This is a genomic window from Hyphomicrobium sp. CS1GBMeth3 (genome assembly GCF_900117455.1).
Lineage (GTDB): Bacteria > Pseudomonadota > Alphaproteobacteria > Rhizobiales > Hyphomicrobiaceae > Hyphomicrobium_C.
Genome location: NZ_FPHO01000002.1, coordinates 1236813 through 1252317, shown reverse-complemented (window position 1 = coordinate 1252317; position 15505 = coordinate 1236813). Strand labels below are relative to the sequence as shown.

The following is a 15505-nucleotide window of genomic DNA, read 5'->3' as shown; positions in this document are numbered from 1 at the left end:
TGCCGATCCGCAGCTAGCGACGCGCCGACCAGGCGTTAAGCTCGACCGCAACAGACGGCGGGCCGTATGGGAGCAGCGAAAAGCGTGCGGGGTGTGAAGAGGCTGGCACTGCTGGCCGCGCTGGGGAGCGCGCTGACGGCGCCCGCGCACGCAGAGCCTGCGCCCCTGCCCGAGCGCGCGCGGGACGTGCTCGAAGCCCATTGCGCCGAGTGCCGCAACGCACACGCGAGCGGCGACCGTATCGACCTCGAAGCGCTGGCCGAGGATACCCGCCTCATTGTGCCTCGCCGGCCAGACGCGTCGCGCGCGTATCAGCACCTCGTGCGCGATCAGGCCATCGCGGCCGGCGAGGCAAAGGCGCCGACACCGGCCGAAGTCGGAACCGTCCGCGATTGGATCGAGAGCCTGCCCGATCCGGACCTTGGCTGCCGCGGTCGCACCGTCATCGCTTCTGCGGAACCAGACGCTCTCGCAAAAGCGTGGGCAGCGACGAGGCCGGCAAGCGAATCCGCCGATGCACGCGTGCTGTCGCTCGCCCCCCTCTGGAATGCCTGCCAGATGCCGGAGCGCCTCGCCCAAGCGCGCGAGGCAGTCTCGATCTTGCTGGCGGCTCTAGCGCGCCGCCGCGAGCCGGCCCCGGTCGACGCGCTGCGACCGCAAAGCGCCGTCCTCGTGGTGCGCCTGAGCGATGTGGCGCTCCTGCCGGCAGAGTGGGAGCGATTGACGGCGAATGCACCTCGCTTGGCAGGAGGCCCCGCAGCTATCCCCGCCGACTGGCTTGCGGCCCATGTTCTCGCGCGCCCGAAGGACACGGCAGGCAGTGTGGACCCAGCCTTCGACGTCAAGTTCGATGCGGCAAGCCAGCGCGCCGTCGAAAGGCTCGCACGCAACTGGACCCGTGACGTGACCCTGCGACGAGCGGCGGCGGAGCGCGGCGTTACGCAAGAAGCGCTGCGCACAACACTGGCTGCGGTCGGTGGCGAATTCCTGCTACCGGCGCGGCGGCTGATGCATGGGGCGATTATCCGCTCTGCATGGGACCGCTTGGCACCCGCACTGGACGGAGAAGCCCCGCCCGGCTCGTCCGAGCGAGGTGGGGATGTTTCGGATGCCGAGATCGACGTCGTGCTCTGGACGGACAAACCGGCCTATCGCCCGCGCGACCTCGTGACGATCCACGCTTCCGTCAGCAAGGCGTGCCACCTGACGCTGATCGACGTCGACCGCGAGGGCAAGGCCGTGGTGCTCTTTCCGAACGAGCTCGAGCCCGACAACCTCGTCGCGCCGTCGGTAACCGTCAGCGTGCCCGGACGCGAGGCTGGTTATCAATTTCGCTTCGACCGTAGCGGCGAGGAGCAGATCGTCGCCGTCTGTCAGCGCAAATCCCGCCGCCCCGCCGGCATCGCCTACGACTACGAACGCGAACGCTTCGCCATTCTCGGCGACTGGCGCACGTTCCTGCGCACAATCCCAGAGCGCGAGAAGAAAATTCTCGAGCGGCAGGAGAGACAGACCGCGCGCCGCCAGCGGCGTGGACGCTCGACACCCGAGAGCGGTCCTCCGCCCGTCGGCGCCGCGGATCCGGTTTCGCTGGAGGGCCGCGCTGCGATCACCGTCGTCATCGAGCCGGGCGGCGGCTAGCGCGCTATCTGCTGCGCCGAAATTTCGGCAGCCGAATCGGATACGCATGACGCATGATCGAAACGACTCCGGATCGCCTGGCCGAGTGGCTCGCTGCGCTGCGCGAGATGGCCAATACCGTGGACCCGCTTATTACGATCGGCGGCGCGGTCGCGCTGGCACTCGTGGTGTGGATGGCCCTTCGCCGCAGCCAGCAGAGCGCGCTCGCGGCGGCCGAGTTCGCCCAGATCAAAGGCCGCCTGACCGCCATGAGCGAGATGACGGCGCGCCGCCAGGTGGAAGAATCGCGCGCTCTCGACGAGCGGGTGGAGCAGGTCGCCTCGCGTCTCGGCCTAGCGCTCGACGGCGTCAGCCGCCGCTTGAGCGACAGTCTCGCTGACACACAGCGCCAGAACAGCGACACCGTGCAGCGCTTGACCGAGCGCGTCGATACGCTGGCACGCCACATGGGCGACAATCTCGCCGAGGCCGGCCGGCGCACCTCCGAGAGCCTCTCCAACTTGAACGAGCGCCTCGCCGTCATCGCTGAAGCCAAGCAGAGCCTCGCCGACCTGTCGTCGGAGGTGACATCGCTCTCGGGCGTCCTCGCCAACAAGCAGGCCCGCGGCGCGTTCGGCCAAGTGCGCATGGAAGCCATCATCCGCGACGCGCTGCCTTCGGGGACGTATGAGTTCCAGGCCACGCTCTCCAACGGCAAACGCCCGGACTGCATCATCCGCCTGCCGAACACGCCGGCGGCTCTGGTCATCGACTCCAAGTTTCCGCTGGAAGGCTTCGAGGCGTTACGCATCGCCCGTGCGCCAGACGAGGTGAAAGCTGCCCGCGATGCCATCCGCACCGCTGTCGGCCGTCATATCGACGAGATCGCGGAGAAATATCTGCTTCCCGGCGAGACGCAGGATACGGCGCTGATGTTCGTCCCCTCGGAGTCGGTCTACGGCGACCTGCACGAGCATTTTGCCGACCTCGTGCAACGTGCGCACCGTGCCCGCGTGGTGATCGTCGCTCCGAACATCCTGATGCTCGCCGTGCAGACCGTTCAAGCTGTCATAAAAGATGCAAAAATGCGCGATCAAGCCGGTCTCATTCAGCGCGAGGTGGGGCTTCTGCTCGCCGATGTCGCACGGCTTGTCGAGCGTGTCTCCGACCTCGAGCGGCATTTTGGCCTGTCCAACAAGGCATTGGAGAAGGTCTCGGCGTCGGCCGCGCGTATCAGCGGTCGTGGAGAGCGCCTGACGGCACTCGACCTCGAAGACGAATCCGGCGCATCTTCCGCGCCCGCGGCCCAGTTGACCGTCCGCGCGTCCTAGTCCTAAAGGCACTCTCATGGATAAGATCAATCAGCGTATCGCAGACGAATTGCGCGTGGGCGCCTCTCAGGTGGCGTCTGCGGTGGCCCTTCTCGACGAGGGCGCGACGGTTCCGTTCATCGCCCGCTACCGCAAGGAGAAGACGGGCGGCCTCGACGACACGCAGCTGCGCACGCTGTCGGAGCGCCTAGTCTACCTGCGCGAGCTGGAGGACCGCCGAGCGTCGATCCTGAAGAGCGTGCGGGAGCAGGACAAGCTGACGCCCGAACTAGAGCGCGCCTTCAACGCAGCCGGCACCAAGGTCGAGCTGGAAGACCTTTACGCTCCCTACAAGCCCAAGCGGCGCACGAAGGCGCAGATCGCGCGCGAAGCAGGCCTCGAGCCGCTGGCCGACGCGCTACTCTCCAACCCGGCACTCGATCCCGCGGCGGAAGCTGAGAAGTTCATTGCCGCCGACAAGGGCGTCGTAGATCAGAAAGCCGCACTCGACGGCGCGCGCCACATCCTGATCGAGCGCATCTCTGAGCGCGCCGACGTCGTCCAGAACCTGCGCGAGTGGGAATGGAGCGAGGGTGCGCTCACCTCGAAGGTCAAGAAGGGCAAGGAGACGGAGGGCGCCAAGTTCTCCGACTATTTCGACTTCGGCCAGCAGATCAAGGATATGCCGAGCCACCGCGCACTGGCGCTCTTGCGCGGCGTCAACGAGGGTGTACTCGATATCGACCTCGACGTTGCGCACGCCGCCGACAAGCCGCATCCGGCGGAAGCCAAGATCCGCGCCGCGTTCAACATCGCCGACAAGGGCCGCCCGGCCGACGCATGGCTCGGCGAAACCGTGCGTCTGGCTTGGAAAGCCCGCCTCGCGACCAGCATCACCTCCGACCTCCTGACGCGCCTCAAGGAGCGCGCCGACGCGGAGGCCATCACCGTCTTCTCGTCGAACCTCAAGGATCTGCTGTTGGCCGCGCCCGCCGGACCGCGCGTCACCATGGGGCTCGATCCGGGCCTGCGCACGGGCGTCAAGGTCGCCGTCGTCGATTCCACCGGCAAGCTCGTCGAGACGACGACGATCTATCCGCACGAGCCGAAGCGGGACTGGGCGGGCTCGCTGGCGACGCTGGCCGCACTCTGCGCCAAGCATAAGGTCGATCTCGCGAGCGTCGGCAACGGCACCGGCAGCCGCGAGACCGACAAGCTCGTCGCCGAGCTGATCCAGAAGATGCCGCAGCTCAAGCTGACCAAGGTGATGGTTTCGGAAGCTGGCGCCTCGGTCTATTCGGCATCCGAGCTGGCGGCGAAGGAGTTCCCCGATCTCGACGTCTCGCTGCGCGGTGCCGTCTCCATCGCGCGCCGCCTGCAGGACCCGCTGGCCGAGCTGGTCAAGATCGAGCCCAAGGCCATCGGCGTCGGCCAGTATCAGCACGACGTCGACCAGACCGGACTCGCGCGCTCGCTCGATGCCGTGGTCGAGGACTGCGTGAACTCCGTCGGCGTCGACGTGAACACGGCCTCTGCGCCGCTCTTGTCGCGTGTTTCGGGCTTGAACCAGACGCTGGCCGCCAACATCGTCGCCTTCCGCAACGAAAACGGCGCCTTCAAGACCCGCACCGCGCTGAAGAAAGTGCCGCGCCTCGGCCCCAAGGCCTTCGAGCAGGCGGCGGGCTTCCTGCGCATCATGAACGGCGCCAATCCGCTCGACGGCTCCGCCGTGCACCCGGAGGCCTATCCGGTCGTCGAGCGCATTTCCGAGAAGACCAAGCGGCCGCTGAAGGAGATGATTGGTGACCGCGCTTTCCTGAAAGCGCTGCGGCCCGCCGAGTACGCCGACGAGACCTTCGGCATCCCGACTGTGACCGACATACTGGCCGAGTTGGAAAAGCCCGGACGCGACCCGCGTCCCGAGTTCAAGACCGCAACCTTCGCGGACGGCGTGGAGAAGATCACGGACCTGAAGCCGGGCATGCAACTCGAAGGCACGGTGACCAACGTCGCGGCCTTCGGCGCCTTCGTCGATATCGGCGTGCACCAGGACGGGCTTGTGCACATCTCGGAGCTCGCCGACCGCTTCGTGAAGGACCCGCGCGAGGTGGTGAAGGTCGGCGATGTGGTGCGCGTCCGCGTCAAGGAGGTCGACGTTGAGCGGAAGCGCATCGGCCTCACCATGCGCTCAGGGACGATTGACCGCAGCGCACCCGCGGGCCAGCGCCCGCAGGGTGGCGCGCCGCAGCAGAGCCGCAACAGCTATGCGCCGCCACCGCGGAAATCGGCGGAAACCGCCGGTGAAAGCGCGCTCGCGGCGGCGCTTCGCCGCGCCCAGGAACGCAAATAACGCCGTCTGCCGTTCCAAGGGATGGACGGGAGCGAAGGCGATCATCAGTGATGCGCGATTTTCCGCCGCGCGGCGGTCATTATCGTGTCACTGAACCGTCATCAAATTCCACTGGCGCCAAAGGTCTTTACATGAAGGGCCATAGGCCCTAAATGCTGCCCACGCACGGCGGCGATCTCGCTTCGCACGGCGCTTCTGGTCCAACCCGAGTTGGTGGAGGTCCGTAGACATGGAGCGTTACGCCTCAGCGGCAGAGCTTGTCGCCGCCCGCAAGCCGGAGCGGCCCGTGGTGTGCACCCGACCGCACGCCGCCGCCCGCGCCGCCCGCTGGTTCATCGAGCATTTCAACGGCGATGTCGCCTACGCCTACAAGGCCAATAGCTCGGTCTTCCTGATCGGCGCGCTTTACGGCGCCGGCATCCGCCATTTCGACGTCGCCTCGATCCCCGAGATCGAGGACGCGGCCACAATTCCCGGCGCCGAACTGCATTTCATGCACCCCGTGAAGTCGCGGGAAAGCATCCGCCGCGCCTATCATGAGCACGGTGTGCGCAGCTTCGCGCTCGATACCGAGGATGAGCTCAGGAAGATTGTCGAGGAGACCGCTGGTCCGTCTGGGCCGGCGCGCGATCTCGTGCTCTTCGTGCGCGTTGCCGTACCGGCCATCAACAGCCGCATTCCGCTGGAGCGCAAGTTCGGCACGGCGGGCCAGAAGGCGGCGCATCTGCTGGTCGAGACCCGCCGCGTCGCCGCCGAGCTCGGCATCACGTTTCACGTCGGCTCCCAGACCATGACGCCGGATGCCTACGTTAACGCGCTGGCCGAGGTGCAGGGCCTGATCGGCAAGGCCGGCGTCGTCGTCGACCGCATCGACGTGGGCGGCGGCTTTCCGTCGATCTACCCGAACATGCAGCCGGCGCCGCTGCAGCGCTTTCTCGCGGCTATCGAGGAAGGCGTGAACCGCCTGCCCGTACGCGAAGACGTGCGCCTGATGTGCGAGCCGGGCCGCGCTCTGGTGGCCGAGGCCGAGACCCTGATCGTGCGCGTCGAGGCGCGCCGCGGCAACGACCTCTTCATCAACGACGGCGGATACGGCGTACTCTTCGACGCCGCGCACCTGGGCTGGACCTACCCTGCGCGCCTGATCGGCCGCGAACCGGCGATCGAAACGCTGATCCCTTACGAGCTGTGGGGGCCGACTTGCGACTCGATCGATCACATGAAGGGGCCGTTCCCGCTGCCGGGCTGCATCCGCGAGGGCGATTACCTCGAGATCGGCAACGTCGGCGCTTACGGGCGCGCCATCGCCGGTGATTTCAACGGCTACGGCAAGTACGAGGAAGCCATCCTCGACGACGAGCCGATGATGACTCTCTACGGCGAGACCGACGCGCCGGAAGCCCTTCTGGGCTGAGTTCGCTCAAACGCGGACTCTGCAACCTGAAAAACTGAGCAAAACTCAGTGTGCTGTCCGCGCGAATTGAAGGGAATCGCGTACCCACAGGGCTGTGGATTAGGGGGATAACTCCATGGCCCGGGTGCAGACATTGGATCGGGACGCGGCCTTCGACGTCATTCAGAGCGCGCTCGAGACGTTCAACGCCGAGATCGGAAAGGCGCGCGCCGGGCAGGCGGAAAGCGAAGAGACGATCGCGGCCGTCGAGTACGAGCTCAACGAGATGCGCAAGCTGATTGCCGAGACCATGCTGCCGCGCCCGAACGAAAGCGCGCGCGCCGAACAGCCCCTGAATATCCAGCTGTCAGGTGAGAAGGCTGATGGCGGCCTTCTGAAGCGGCTTGCCGAGCGAGCGGCCTGAGCAATCGAGCGCGCTCAAGCCGTGAAAGCTTGCGTTGATCCTCGGTTTCTTAAGAGAGCGACCCTCCGGGGGCCAGGCCGGCCGATGAGAAAGTGCTGCGCGCGCAATGTCGTGTCCATAATGGTGAATACGCACTATCTTTATGCTCACGGATAAGGGGCTGGCGATTTTCTGTGCAACTAATAACAAAGCGAGTGAACCGCGTTTTTCAATTTGATGAACTTCGTTTTTGCTGTGGGCGAAGCTGGTGGATTGGTTGAAAGTCCAATATCGTTCGGTAATAAATCATTAATAATAATTCATCAGATTCAGTTGTAATTGTTGGTGGCCGTTGGGCCATCGCGTGCCTGTGGGATTTCCTTTTTTTGGAGTCTCGGCGCCAATGAAAAGAAGCACTGTATTTCAGTGTCTCGGTGGATCTGCGCTTGTTGCGATGGCGGGCGCCGGAGCGGCTCTGGCGGCAACTGCGACGGGCAACTTCAACGCCCAGATCATCATCCAGGGCGAGTGCATTGTTGCAGCGACGAACACGCTCGATTTCGGAACGACCGGCGTTCTGAGCGCCGACATTGATCAAACAACCACATTCGAAGTCCAGTGCACCAACTCGACGCCCTACAGCGTCGGTTTGGACGCCGGCACAGGCGTGGGTGCCTCAACGCTGTTGCGCAGAATGACGGGTGGTAGCGATACGGTCGACTATCAAATGTTTTCGGATCCATCCCGGACCGTGAATTGGGGAGATAACGTCGGCGTCGATACGGTCGCTGGCGTCGGCAATGGGTCTCCGCAGGCCCTTACGATTTATGGCCGCGTCATATCGCAGGCGACACCCGAGCCCGATACGTACATCGATACTGTCACGATAGAAGTCACATACTAAGCGTTCGCGTGGGATTTTTCGGCTCGCCCATATTGGCGAGTGCGTCCTGATTGTGTCTGCGTTGTTTCTTCAGCCCGCTTCGCTGGCGAAGCGCCTGTGTGGCCAGTGAAGCGTCCTGTGGCACCGGAGAGACCATAGGAGACGCTATGATGAAAGCGCTATTTGCAATTGTACTGTTGGGTCATGCATTTGCTGCAACGCAAGCGGCGAATGCGGCATCCATGCGTGTTTCGCCGACCGTCATCGAAATTCCCGCGCCGGGAGCAGCCTCGACGTTGCGTCTGCACAATCCGGGCGCCAAAGGCGTCTCCGTCCAGGTGCGCGTCTACCGCTGGACGCAAAGTGGCGGCGGCGATCACCTGACGGAAACAGACAGCGTGGTGGCCAGTCCGCCCATAGCCGCACTGCCATCGGGAAAATCGCAGATCGTTCGCATCGTCCGCGTATCGAAGGATCCCGTTCAAGGCGAGGAAAGCTATCGCATTCTCGTCGATGAGATTCCCGACGGGAAGGGAGCGCGCAGCAATGCAGTCACGCTCGCCGTCCGCCATTCCATCCCGGTGTTCTTTAGCCCGGGCACGCCCAGATCCGACAGCCTCGAATGGAGCATTGAGCAGATCGGCAATTCCCTGATCTGCGTCGTGCACAACAGAGGCGAGCAACGGGTTCGGCTGGCGGCCTTACAGCTTAAGGATCTCGGCGGACACCTGATAGCGCAGCAGGACGGCCTGGTCGGTTACGTCCTCGGTCAATCGAGCGTGAGTCTGCCGATCTCCGGCTACGGAAAGCGGCGCCTTGGTGACAGCATAGAAATTTCCGCGCTGACAGAGAATGGACCCATCAGGGCAACAGGCACGGTTGTGGCGCGCGATTGAGTTCGCGGTCCTGTGTGTCTCTGCGTCAGGTCTGTGCGTCGCAAGTCTCGTCCCGCGACCGGCTGCTGCGGCTATCCACGGCATGCCGCTGCAGCTCGAGGTCTTTGTGAACGGCGAGCCCAAGAACCTGATCGGCGCCTTCGTCAGGCTTGACGACGGGCGCATCGCCGTGCGCGCAAGCGAGCTTCGAGAGCTCGGGATCTCGGCCGCAGCAGAGGTCGGACCGGACGACCTGGTCGTCTTGGACGAAATGAATACGCTGACCTACGCCTTCGCGTCCGATACACAGACGATCGACTTTTCCATCGTGCCGGAAGGGCTGCTGCTCAACCGCATCGACGCGAGCAATGGCCGCGGTTACGCGCCGGCGCAGACGGGCCGCGGAGCGGCGTTGAACTACAGCCTGTTCACCTCTGCGTCGAGCAACCTGGACAGCCAGGTCATCGCGTACAACGGCGTATCAGGTGCGTTCGAAGGGCGCGTCTTTGGCGATTACGGCACTGTTTGGAGCTCCGCCATCGCGCGCGATATGCAAGAGCTCGGCAACGGCTTCGTGCGCCTGGAGACGGCGTGGGACTACGACGACTCGGAGAGACTGCTCGCCTACCGCCTGGGGGACACGATATCCGGCGCTTTGCCTTGGACGCGCCCCGTCCGTATGGCCGGGCTGCAGATCCAGCGCGACTTCAGCTTGCGCCCTGACATCATCACCATGCCACTCCCGTCTGTTTCCGGCAGCGCCGTCGTTCCGTCCACTGTCGACGTTTATGTGAACAACGCCCAGGTCTACAGCAGTGACGTTCCGGCCGGCCCCTTCGAGATCGCCAACATCCCGGTCGTGTCCGCGGGCGGGCAGGCGCAGGTCGTCGTGCGCGACGCAGCAGGGCGCGAGAGCATGACAACGGCACCGATCTACGCGTCGTCACTTCTTCTCAAGCCAGGGCTTTATGAGTTTTCCGCCGAGGTCGGAACCGCGCGGCATCAGTTCGGGATCGAGTCGAACGCCTATTCCGACATTCCGATGGGCGCTGCCACGGTCCGCTACGGGTGGACGGATACCCTCACGCTCGAAGCGCACGCGGAGGTAACGCCGAGCCTTCTCAACGTCGGGCTGGGCCATGTCGTGCAGCTGACCCCATGGCTTCGCGCATCCGGCGCCGCGAGCTTCAGCACCTACGAGAGCGAGCTCGGATCGCAGATCTTCGCCGCGCTCGAGTTCGAGAGTGTGGCCTTCACGGGCCGTGTTAGCACCCAGCGGACATTCGGTACCTATACCGATCTCGGCTGGGTGACCGCCGCAGCCGAAAGCGAGGAGTTCCGTCCCGACGATGTCATCTTGGACTTGACGAGTATCCGTCCACCCGAGGTGCTCGATCAGGTGTCGCTCGGCTTCCCGCTTGGTTTCTCGCGCTCGCAGATCAGCCTGAACGCCACCCACCTGGAGCGCGCCGGGGACGAACCGCAATACATCGTGGCCGCGGCATTTTCCTGCGCCCTCATCAACAACACGACGCTGCTCGCAACCGCGTTCAAGGATCTCGCCAGCTCCGACCACGCCGGCGCCTACATCGGTATATCGATGCCACTCGGCCAGAATGGATCCTTGACGTCGAGCGTATCCCACGATCGCGGCGGCATGGGATACGGCGTCGAATATTCGAAGCCGCGCGGCCTGGAGCCGGGCAGCTTCGGATGGCAAGCCCGTGTCATAGAAGGCGCCTCGCCCCAGCACTTGGCGGCGGGGGCCTATCGCGGCACCTATGCCGACGTGCAGGGGCGGGTGCTGCACTACGGTGAGAGCGTAACCGGTACGGCCGAGGTTGATGGTGCGATCGTGGCGTCGGGCGGCGGCATCTTCATGACGCACCGCATCGATGACGCCTTTGCCGTGGTCGATGTTGGCGCACCGAACGTCGATGTATTTCACGAAAACCGTCGCGTCGCGACAACGGACTCGTCGGGACGTGCCTTGGTGACGGGCCTGAGGTCGTATGAGACAACCAAGATCTCGATCGATCCGTTGAATCTGCCGGTCGATGCGCAGCTACCGGAAGCCGAGATCAAGGTCACGCCGGCCGACCGCAACGGAATTGCCGTCGATTTCAATGTCGAGGGCTCTGCAAGGGCCGCGCTTGTGGTGCTGAGAACGCCCGACGGAAAATTCCTGTCAGCAGGGTCTGCTGGCCGCTTGGAGGGGAAAGGCGACGAGTTCGTGGTCGGCTATGACGGACAGGCCTTCGTCAGCAATCTCTCGGATACGAACACCGTCGTCATAGAGAGCGGGAGCGGCACGTGCCGGGCCACCTTTGCCTACGTCGAGGAAACGGGCAAGCAAGTCCGCATCGACCCGGTGATCTGCCAATGAGCCGCCGTGGATTGAGGACGCTTCCGGCCGTCACGATCGCGTTTCTTGCCCTCACCTCCGGTGGGGCTTGGGCTCAGACCTGCAACGGGGGCATCACCAACATCGATTTCGGGAATATCGATGTGACGGCGAACACGTCGTTCCCGGCAACAGGGACCTATTCCATTACATGCACGGCAATCGCCTCCGCCGTCAGAACCTGTCCGAACATCAATGCCGGCACGGGCGGAGGAAGCGCAACCGGAGATCCGCGCTACATGACAAACGGAGCCAACCAGCTCCAGTACAACCTGTTCACAGACCCAAGCCACACCACGGTCTGGGGCTCTCGACTGTGGGCGCTCACCGCGCCGGCCACCGACATCACGCTGGTCATCCTCGGCCAAGGCAGTGCGTCGCGCACCATCTACGCGCAAATCCCAGCCGGTCAGCAGACGCTGCCGCCGGGCACCTACACCTCTAGCTTCGCGGGATCCGAGACGGCGATCACCTACGCCGGCTATCTACTGTCGCTGCCGCTTCTTGCGCCAAGCTGTGCCACGCTCGCCAGCCCGAGCCTCACCATGCCGTTCACGGTCAGTGTCACGATCGATCCCCATTGTGGCGTGACCGCTACGATGCTTGATTTCGGCGCCACCGGCGTCCTGCAAACGGCGGTTGACGCAACCAACACACTTTTCGTGACTTGCTCCGCAACCACACCCTATTCGATTTCACTGAACGGAGGGCTCACGGGCGCCGTTGATCCGACACAGCGCAAAATGTCGAAGGGTGGCGAGACCGTAACATACGGACTCTATCGCAACACCGTACGGACGTTGCCATGGGGAGAAACGATCGGATCGAATACCGCCGCGGGTGTCGGAACGGGGCTCGCTCAGAGCTTTACCGTCTACGGGCGCGTGCCCGCTCAGCAGACGCCGAGCCCCGGCACCTACACCGACACCGTCGTCGTGACCGTCACGTACTGAGGCGCGCTGGGGCGCGAGAATTGCAGTCGGGAAAATCATGGTGGGCGGTACTCCCACCCGGCGGAGGAAATATATACGCTACATTTCAAGTGTTTATAGCAGAAACGAAGTTCAATGACGGCTCAATGTTAGTCCAAATGTTAGTCCTCGGACCGCTAGTCAAACCGCCGCTAGTGTGTATGGACCGCTGCCCAATGAGTGGGCGGGACGTGGGCGTCTGAGGGGAAATCTACGGCCCAAACAAGTACAGGTAGGGCGACAATCGGCGATGGCCGTGAGCGGGGTTGTTTCACTTACAAGTTAGCTATCGTCTCGAAGACCGAAGCCGGACCTTGAACGAGCGGGTCAAGCTCGTCGGTCTTGGTGTGCGCCCAATAGGCCGTCTATCCGCAGCTCTCAGAAAGTTACATCACGTCCGGGGACACTACCGCGCACGGCGCGAACTCGTGGCGGCAGTAGCGGGACCGCTATCGCAAGGCGGAGTTTGACACCAACGGCATGGCGTTTCTGCCTTAGAGAGCGGACGTCGACCGACAGGCGTGCCAATCAAATTGCGGTCTCGTGTGAGACGGATACCGTCCAAAGGATCTAAGTGGTCCGTCTACCTAGCCGATATGACCTGGATCACTTCTGATAGGCGATAGTCTTGGCGGTAGAGTAGTGTGCCTTTGGTCAACATCGCGTTTGCTCGATCGGCTCGCTCCCGGACGATGGCGACGCCATCGGGATGCTGTGACAGCCACGAGGGCAGGTCCTCTTCAGGAACATACACAAGAGAGCGCTCGAGACGGGCAAGGAAGCCGAGTTCGCCGCGCGTTCTCTGAGCGACAGCAATTGGCCGATCGCGCAGCGTGAGCACGACGTCCGCCAGCGGCTGCAAATCGAACGACTTGGCAACGATGACGCGGGATTGGATCGTCAAACTCGCCAGCACGATGACATTTGCGGCTGCCAGCCCGAGAAGCATGCGGTGTGTCGAGCCACGGGAGATCGCAATCGCCCCGATTGCCAGAACACCGGTGAGGAACACCAAAGGCAAATCGAGTTGTGCAGCGATGCTTGCGAAGCCACTATCCGCTGGCAAGAACCTTCCGCAATCCATCGCGAGCGCAGCGAGGAGCATGAGAAGCGCAGTCCCGAGAGCCAGCCATGTGAAACGGTCCGCGTTGGTTGGCGCAACGCGCCTCAGACCAAGCGACACCAGTAAGGCTATGGCGGGCAATAGAGGCAGCAGGTAGTGAATCTGTTTGCCGCTGATCAAGCTTAGTCCCAGAAGCGCCGGGACAATCCAACTCAGCAGGAAATTGCGGGCGCTCCCGCCTATCTTAAAGCTCATGCGAAGGCCTAACCACGCCGGTCGCCAAACAAGCAGTGGAAGGAAGAACAACAGGACGACCGGCACATAGAACCAGAACGGGCGGGCATGGGCAAAAGACGATGCGATGCGCCCTGCCGACTGTTGCCAAAATAGCATCTCGGCAAATTCCGGTCCACCGATGGAAGCGGCGCGGAGTGCCCATACCAAGCCGAGCAGCACACCGATCCCAAGTGATGCAGCAATGCGTAAAGGCCAACCGGCTCGCTGCTGCGGATCGACCCACAATCGCGCAAGTACCGCCGCTGGTACGGTGAACAGCAACACTACCGGCCCCTTCGCGAGCAGCCCGAGACCAACAGCAACGCCATATGCCACGAATGCTTTCCATCCCCCCGATCGTCCCGCGAACCAAAGCGCGAGCATCGCGCCAGAGACCGTCGCGGTAAGCAGCATGTCGAACATGATCGAGAGACCGAGCGCAAGGAATAGCGGAAGTCCCAAGAGCATGAGGGCACTTGCTGCAGGGCCAGGCGCTGGTGCAGGTGCCAGCAGCCGATCAAGGCGATGTGTGAAAAAAATCACAAGTCCGGTCGCCGCGGCGCCGACAAGGCGCGCCGGCCAGACCGCCAAGCCGAATACCGACCAGCTAGCATTGATCAGCCAGAACAGGAGAGGTGGCTTGTGCGAATAGGGCTCGAAATTGAGGGTGGGCAGGCTCCAGTTACCTGCCTGTCTCATCTCCCACGCAACGGTAAGATAGCGCGTCTCGTCGATGGGAAACGCGGGCAGGAACATGATGGCGATCACAACGAGCGTACCCAGAACCGCAAGCCCGGCGAGGCCCAATCGATCCAAATTCCGGCGATCTGAGTTCAAGCCCTCACCCCGCGGTCTTTCCATCGGATTGAGACCGCCCGGCGATGAAATAGAGATTGCGACCGTAGATGAGGAGGCCGGTCGCCTGTCCAATAATAAACACTGGATCCGCGCGCCGTATGGCGTAGGCGAGTAAGACGAGACCGCCCGCCAAGCTGAAATACCAGAATGCTTGCGGAATGACGGATCGCCGTGCCCTCTCGGACGCCATCCATTGCACAAAGAATCGCATGAAGAACAGCGTCTGTCCGACGAATCCGACACCAAGCCATAGAATGTCCGAGGCGGAAGCCGCTGCAGAATGGGTCACAGCACGTCCTCCAGTTTGACATTTCCGATCTGGCGCTTCAAAAGCCAGCGCACGCCGATCAAATCGTGAATGCCCACCCATAGACGGTCCCAAACTCCATACTTGGATCGGCCGGCCTTACGCGGCCGATGATTGACGTCTACGAGAACGACCGCCACTCCGGCGCCCTTCATCATCGCGGGAATGAACCGATGGACGTGATCGAAGAACGGAAGCTCAAGAAAATCCTGCCGCCGGAACAGCTTCAAACTGCATCCGGTGTCGCGTACGTTGTCGTTCAGCAAGACTGCGCGAATGCCGTTTGCGATCCGAGAGGAGGCACGCCGTACGAAAGAATCTCGCCTGCGGAGCCGCTGCCCGGCAACGATCAGATGGGTAGTCTGCGCCTGCCGGCTCGCATAGGCAGCAAAGAGCTTGCCGAGATCGGCAGGGTCGTTCTGCCCATCGGCATCGAGTGTGACGATCAGGTCGTGTGATGCGGCCCGGATGCCAGTCAGCAGGGCACGACTTTGGCCGTGGCGACTACCATGGCGAATGATGCGCAGCATCGCGTTGTCGCTACAGGCGGCGATGGCGCGTTCGGCCGTCCGGTCCATACTGCCGTCATCAACCACGATGATCTCCCGCACCGGAAGGGCACGGCTGGCACAGATGATTTCCCGCAGGAGGGGACCAATACAGTCCTCCTCATTATGGGCCGGAAGAACGATGGTCGCGTACACGACTCCCCCTCCATCGCATCGAACGTGCGTTCGGCGGGGAATGTCCAACCTCAACCTGAAAGCAGCCTGAAAGGGATCGTGCGCCGCG

Annotated in this window: 12 protein-coding genes; 9 read left to right on the top strand and 3 right to left on the bottom strand. The window is 63.3% G+C overall.

The annotated features are described in order from the left end of the window. Positions 1-84 precede the first annotated feature (84 nt). The 9 genes from CS1GBM3_RS06085 (at position 85) to CS1GBM3_RS06045 (ending at position 12191) form a co-directional block, all read left to right on the top strand. Complete coding sequence (locus CS1GBM3_RS06085; protein WP_171946432.1) at positions 85-1641, top strand: DUF4384 domain-containing protein; 1557 nt, start codon at positions 85-87, stop codon at positions 1639-1641. Between the two features lie 53 nt (positions 1642-1694). Next, a complete protein-coding gene (gene rmuC, locus CS1GBM3_RS06080) occupies positions 1695-2951 on the top strand; it encodes a DNA recombination protein RmuC (RefSeq protein WP_083567149.1) in 1257 nt (418 codons plus the stop codon). 16 nt (positions 2952-2967) lie between these two features. Continuing rightward, on the top strand, positions 2968-5280 hold the full coding sequence (locus CS1GBM3_RS06075; protein ID WP_072392717.1) for a Tex family protein: 2313 nt from the start codon (positions 2968-2970) through the stop codon (positions 5278-5280). A 229-nt stretch (positions 5281-5509) separates the two neighbouring features. Next, positions 5510-6694 (top strand): type III PLP-dependent enzyme domain-containing protein, encoded by a 1185-nt coding sequence (locus CS1GBM3_RS06070; protein ID WP_072392714.1) that lies wholly within the window; start codon positions 5510-5512, stop codon positions 6692-6694. A 115-nt stretch (positions 6695-6809) separates the two neighbouring features. Continuing rightward, positions 6810-7097: a hypothetical protein gene (locus tag CS1GBM3_RS06065; protein WP_072392711.1), complete on the top strand. Its 288-nt coding sequence runs from the start codon at positions 6810-6812 to the stop codon at positions 7095-7097. A 382-nt stretch (positions 7098-7479) separates the two neighbouring features. Further along, positions 7480-7980, top strand: coding sequence for a Csu type fimbrial protein (locus tag CS1GBM3_RS06060; protein WP_072392708.1), 501 nt, complete (start codon positions 7480-7482; stop codon positions 7978-7980). A 146-nt stretch (positions 7981-8126) separates the two neighbouring features. After that, positions 8127-8855, top strand: a complete 729-nt coding sequence (locus CS1GBM3_RS06055) for a fimbrial biogenesis chaperone (protein ID WP_083567146.1) — start codon at positions 8127-8129, stop codon at positions 8853-8855. A gap of 82 nt (positions 8856-8937) precedes the next feature. Next, entirely contained in the window at positions 8938-11220 is a 2283-nt protein-coding gene (locus CS1GBM3_RS06050) for a fimbria/pilus outer membrane usher protein (RefSeq protein ID WP_171946431.1), read from the top strand. Further along, positions 11217-12191 (top strand): Csu type fimbrial protein, encoded by a 975-nt coding sequence (locus tag CS1GBM3_RS06045; protein WP_072392702.1) that lies wholly within the window; start codon positions 11217-11219, stop codon positions 12189-12191. Before CS1GBM3_RS06050 ends, CS1GBM3_RS06045 begins: the two co-directional genes overlap by 4 nt. 601 nt (positions 12192-12792) lie before the next feature. Here the strand turns inward: CS1GBM3_RS06045 and CS1GBM3_RS06040 are convergent. From CS1GBM3_RS06040 to CS1GBM3_RS06030, 3 genes are read right to left on the bottom strand one after another with little or no spacing between them, the layout of a single operon-like run. After that, on the bottom strand, positions 12793-14385 hold the full coding sequence (locus CS1GBM3_RS06040; protein ID WP_171946430.1) for an ArnT family glycosyltransferase: 1593 nt from the start codon (positions 14383-14385) through the stop codon (positions 12793-12795). A gap of 4 nt (positions 14386-14389) precedes the next feature. Beyond that, positions 14390-14695, bottom strand: a complete 306-nt coding sequence (locus CS1GBM3_RS06035; protein ID WP_072392697.1) for a lipid-A-disaccharide synthase N-terminal domain-containing protein — start codon at positions 14693-14695, stop codon at positions 14390-14392. Continuing rightward, positions 14692-15417 carry a glycosyltransferase family 2 protein gene (locus CS1GBM3_RS06030; RefSeq protein WP_072392694.1) on the bottom strand — a complete coding sequence of 242 codons (726 nt, stop codon included), beginning with the start codon at positions 15415-15417 and terminating at the stop codon, positions 14692-14694. The genes CS1GBM3_RS06035 and CS1GBM3_RS06030 overlap by 4 nt, the downstream gene beginning before the upstream one ends. Between the last annotated feature and the right edge of the window lie 88 nt (positions 15418-15505).

What these genes read in the sequence shown, in the direction of transcription:
- rmuC (WP_083567149.1), top strand. Translation starts at nt 1,695, where the DNA reads ATGATCGAAACGACTCCGGATCGCCTGGCCGAGTGGCTCGCTGCGCTG.
- CS1GBM3_RS06075 (WP_072392717.1), top strand. Translation starts at nt 2,968, where the DNA reads ATGGATAAGATCAATCAGCGTATCGCAGACGAATTGCGCGTGGGCGCC.
- CS1GBM3_RS06070 (WP_072392714.1), top strand. Translation starts at nt 5,510, where the DNA reads ATGGAGCGTTACGCCTCAGCGGCAGAGCTTGTCGCCGCCCGCAAGCCG.
- CS1GBM3_RS06065 (WP_072392711.1), top strand. Translation starts at nt 6,810, where the DNA reads ATGGCCCGGGTGCAGACATTGGATCGGGACGCGGCCTTCGACGTCATT.
- CS1GBM3_RS06060 (WP_072392708.1), top strand. Translation starts at nt 7,480, where the DNA reads ATGAAAAGAAGCACTGTATTTCAGTGTCTCGGTGGATCTGCGCTTGTT.
- CS1GBM3_RS06055 (WP_083567146.1), top strand. Translation starts at nt 8,127, where the DNA reads ATGATGAAAGCGCTATTTGCAATTGTACTGTTGGGTCATGCATTTGCT.
- CS1GBM3_RS06050 (WP_171946431.1), top strand. Translation starts at nt 8,938, where the DNA reads ATGCCGCTGCAGCTCGAGGTCTTTGTGAACGGCGAGCCCAAGAACCTG.
- CS1GBM3_RS06045 (WP_072392702.1), top strand. Translation starts at nt 11,217, where the DNA reads ATGAGCCGCCGTGGATTGAGGACGCTTCCGGCCGTCACGATCGCGTTT.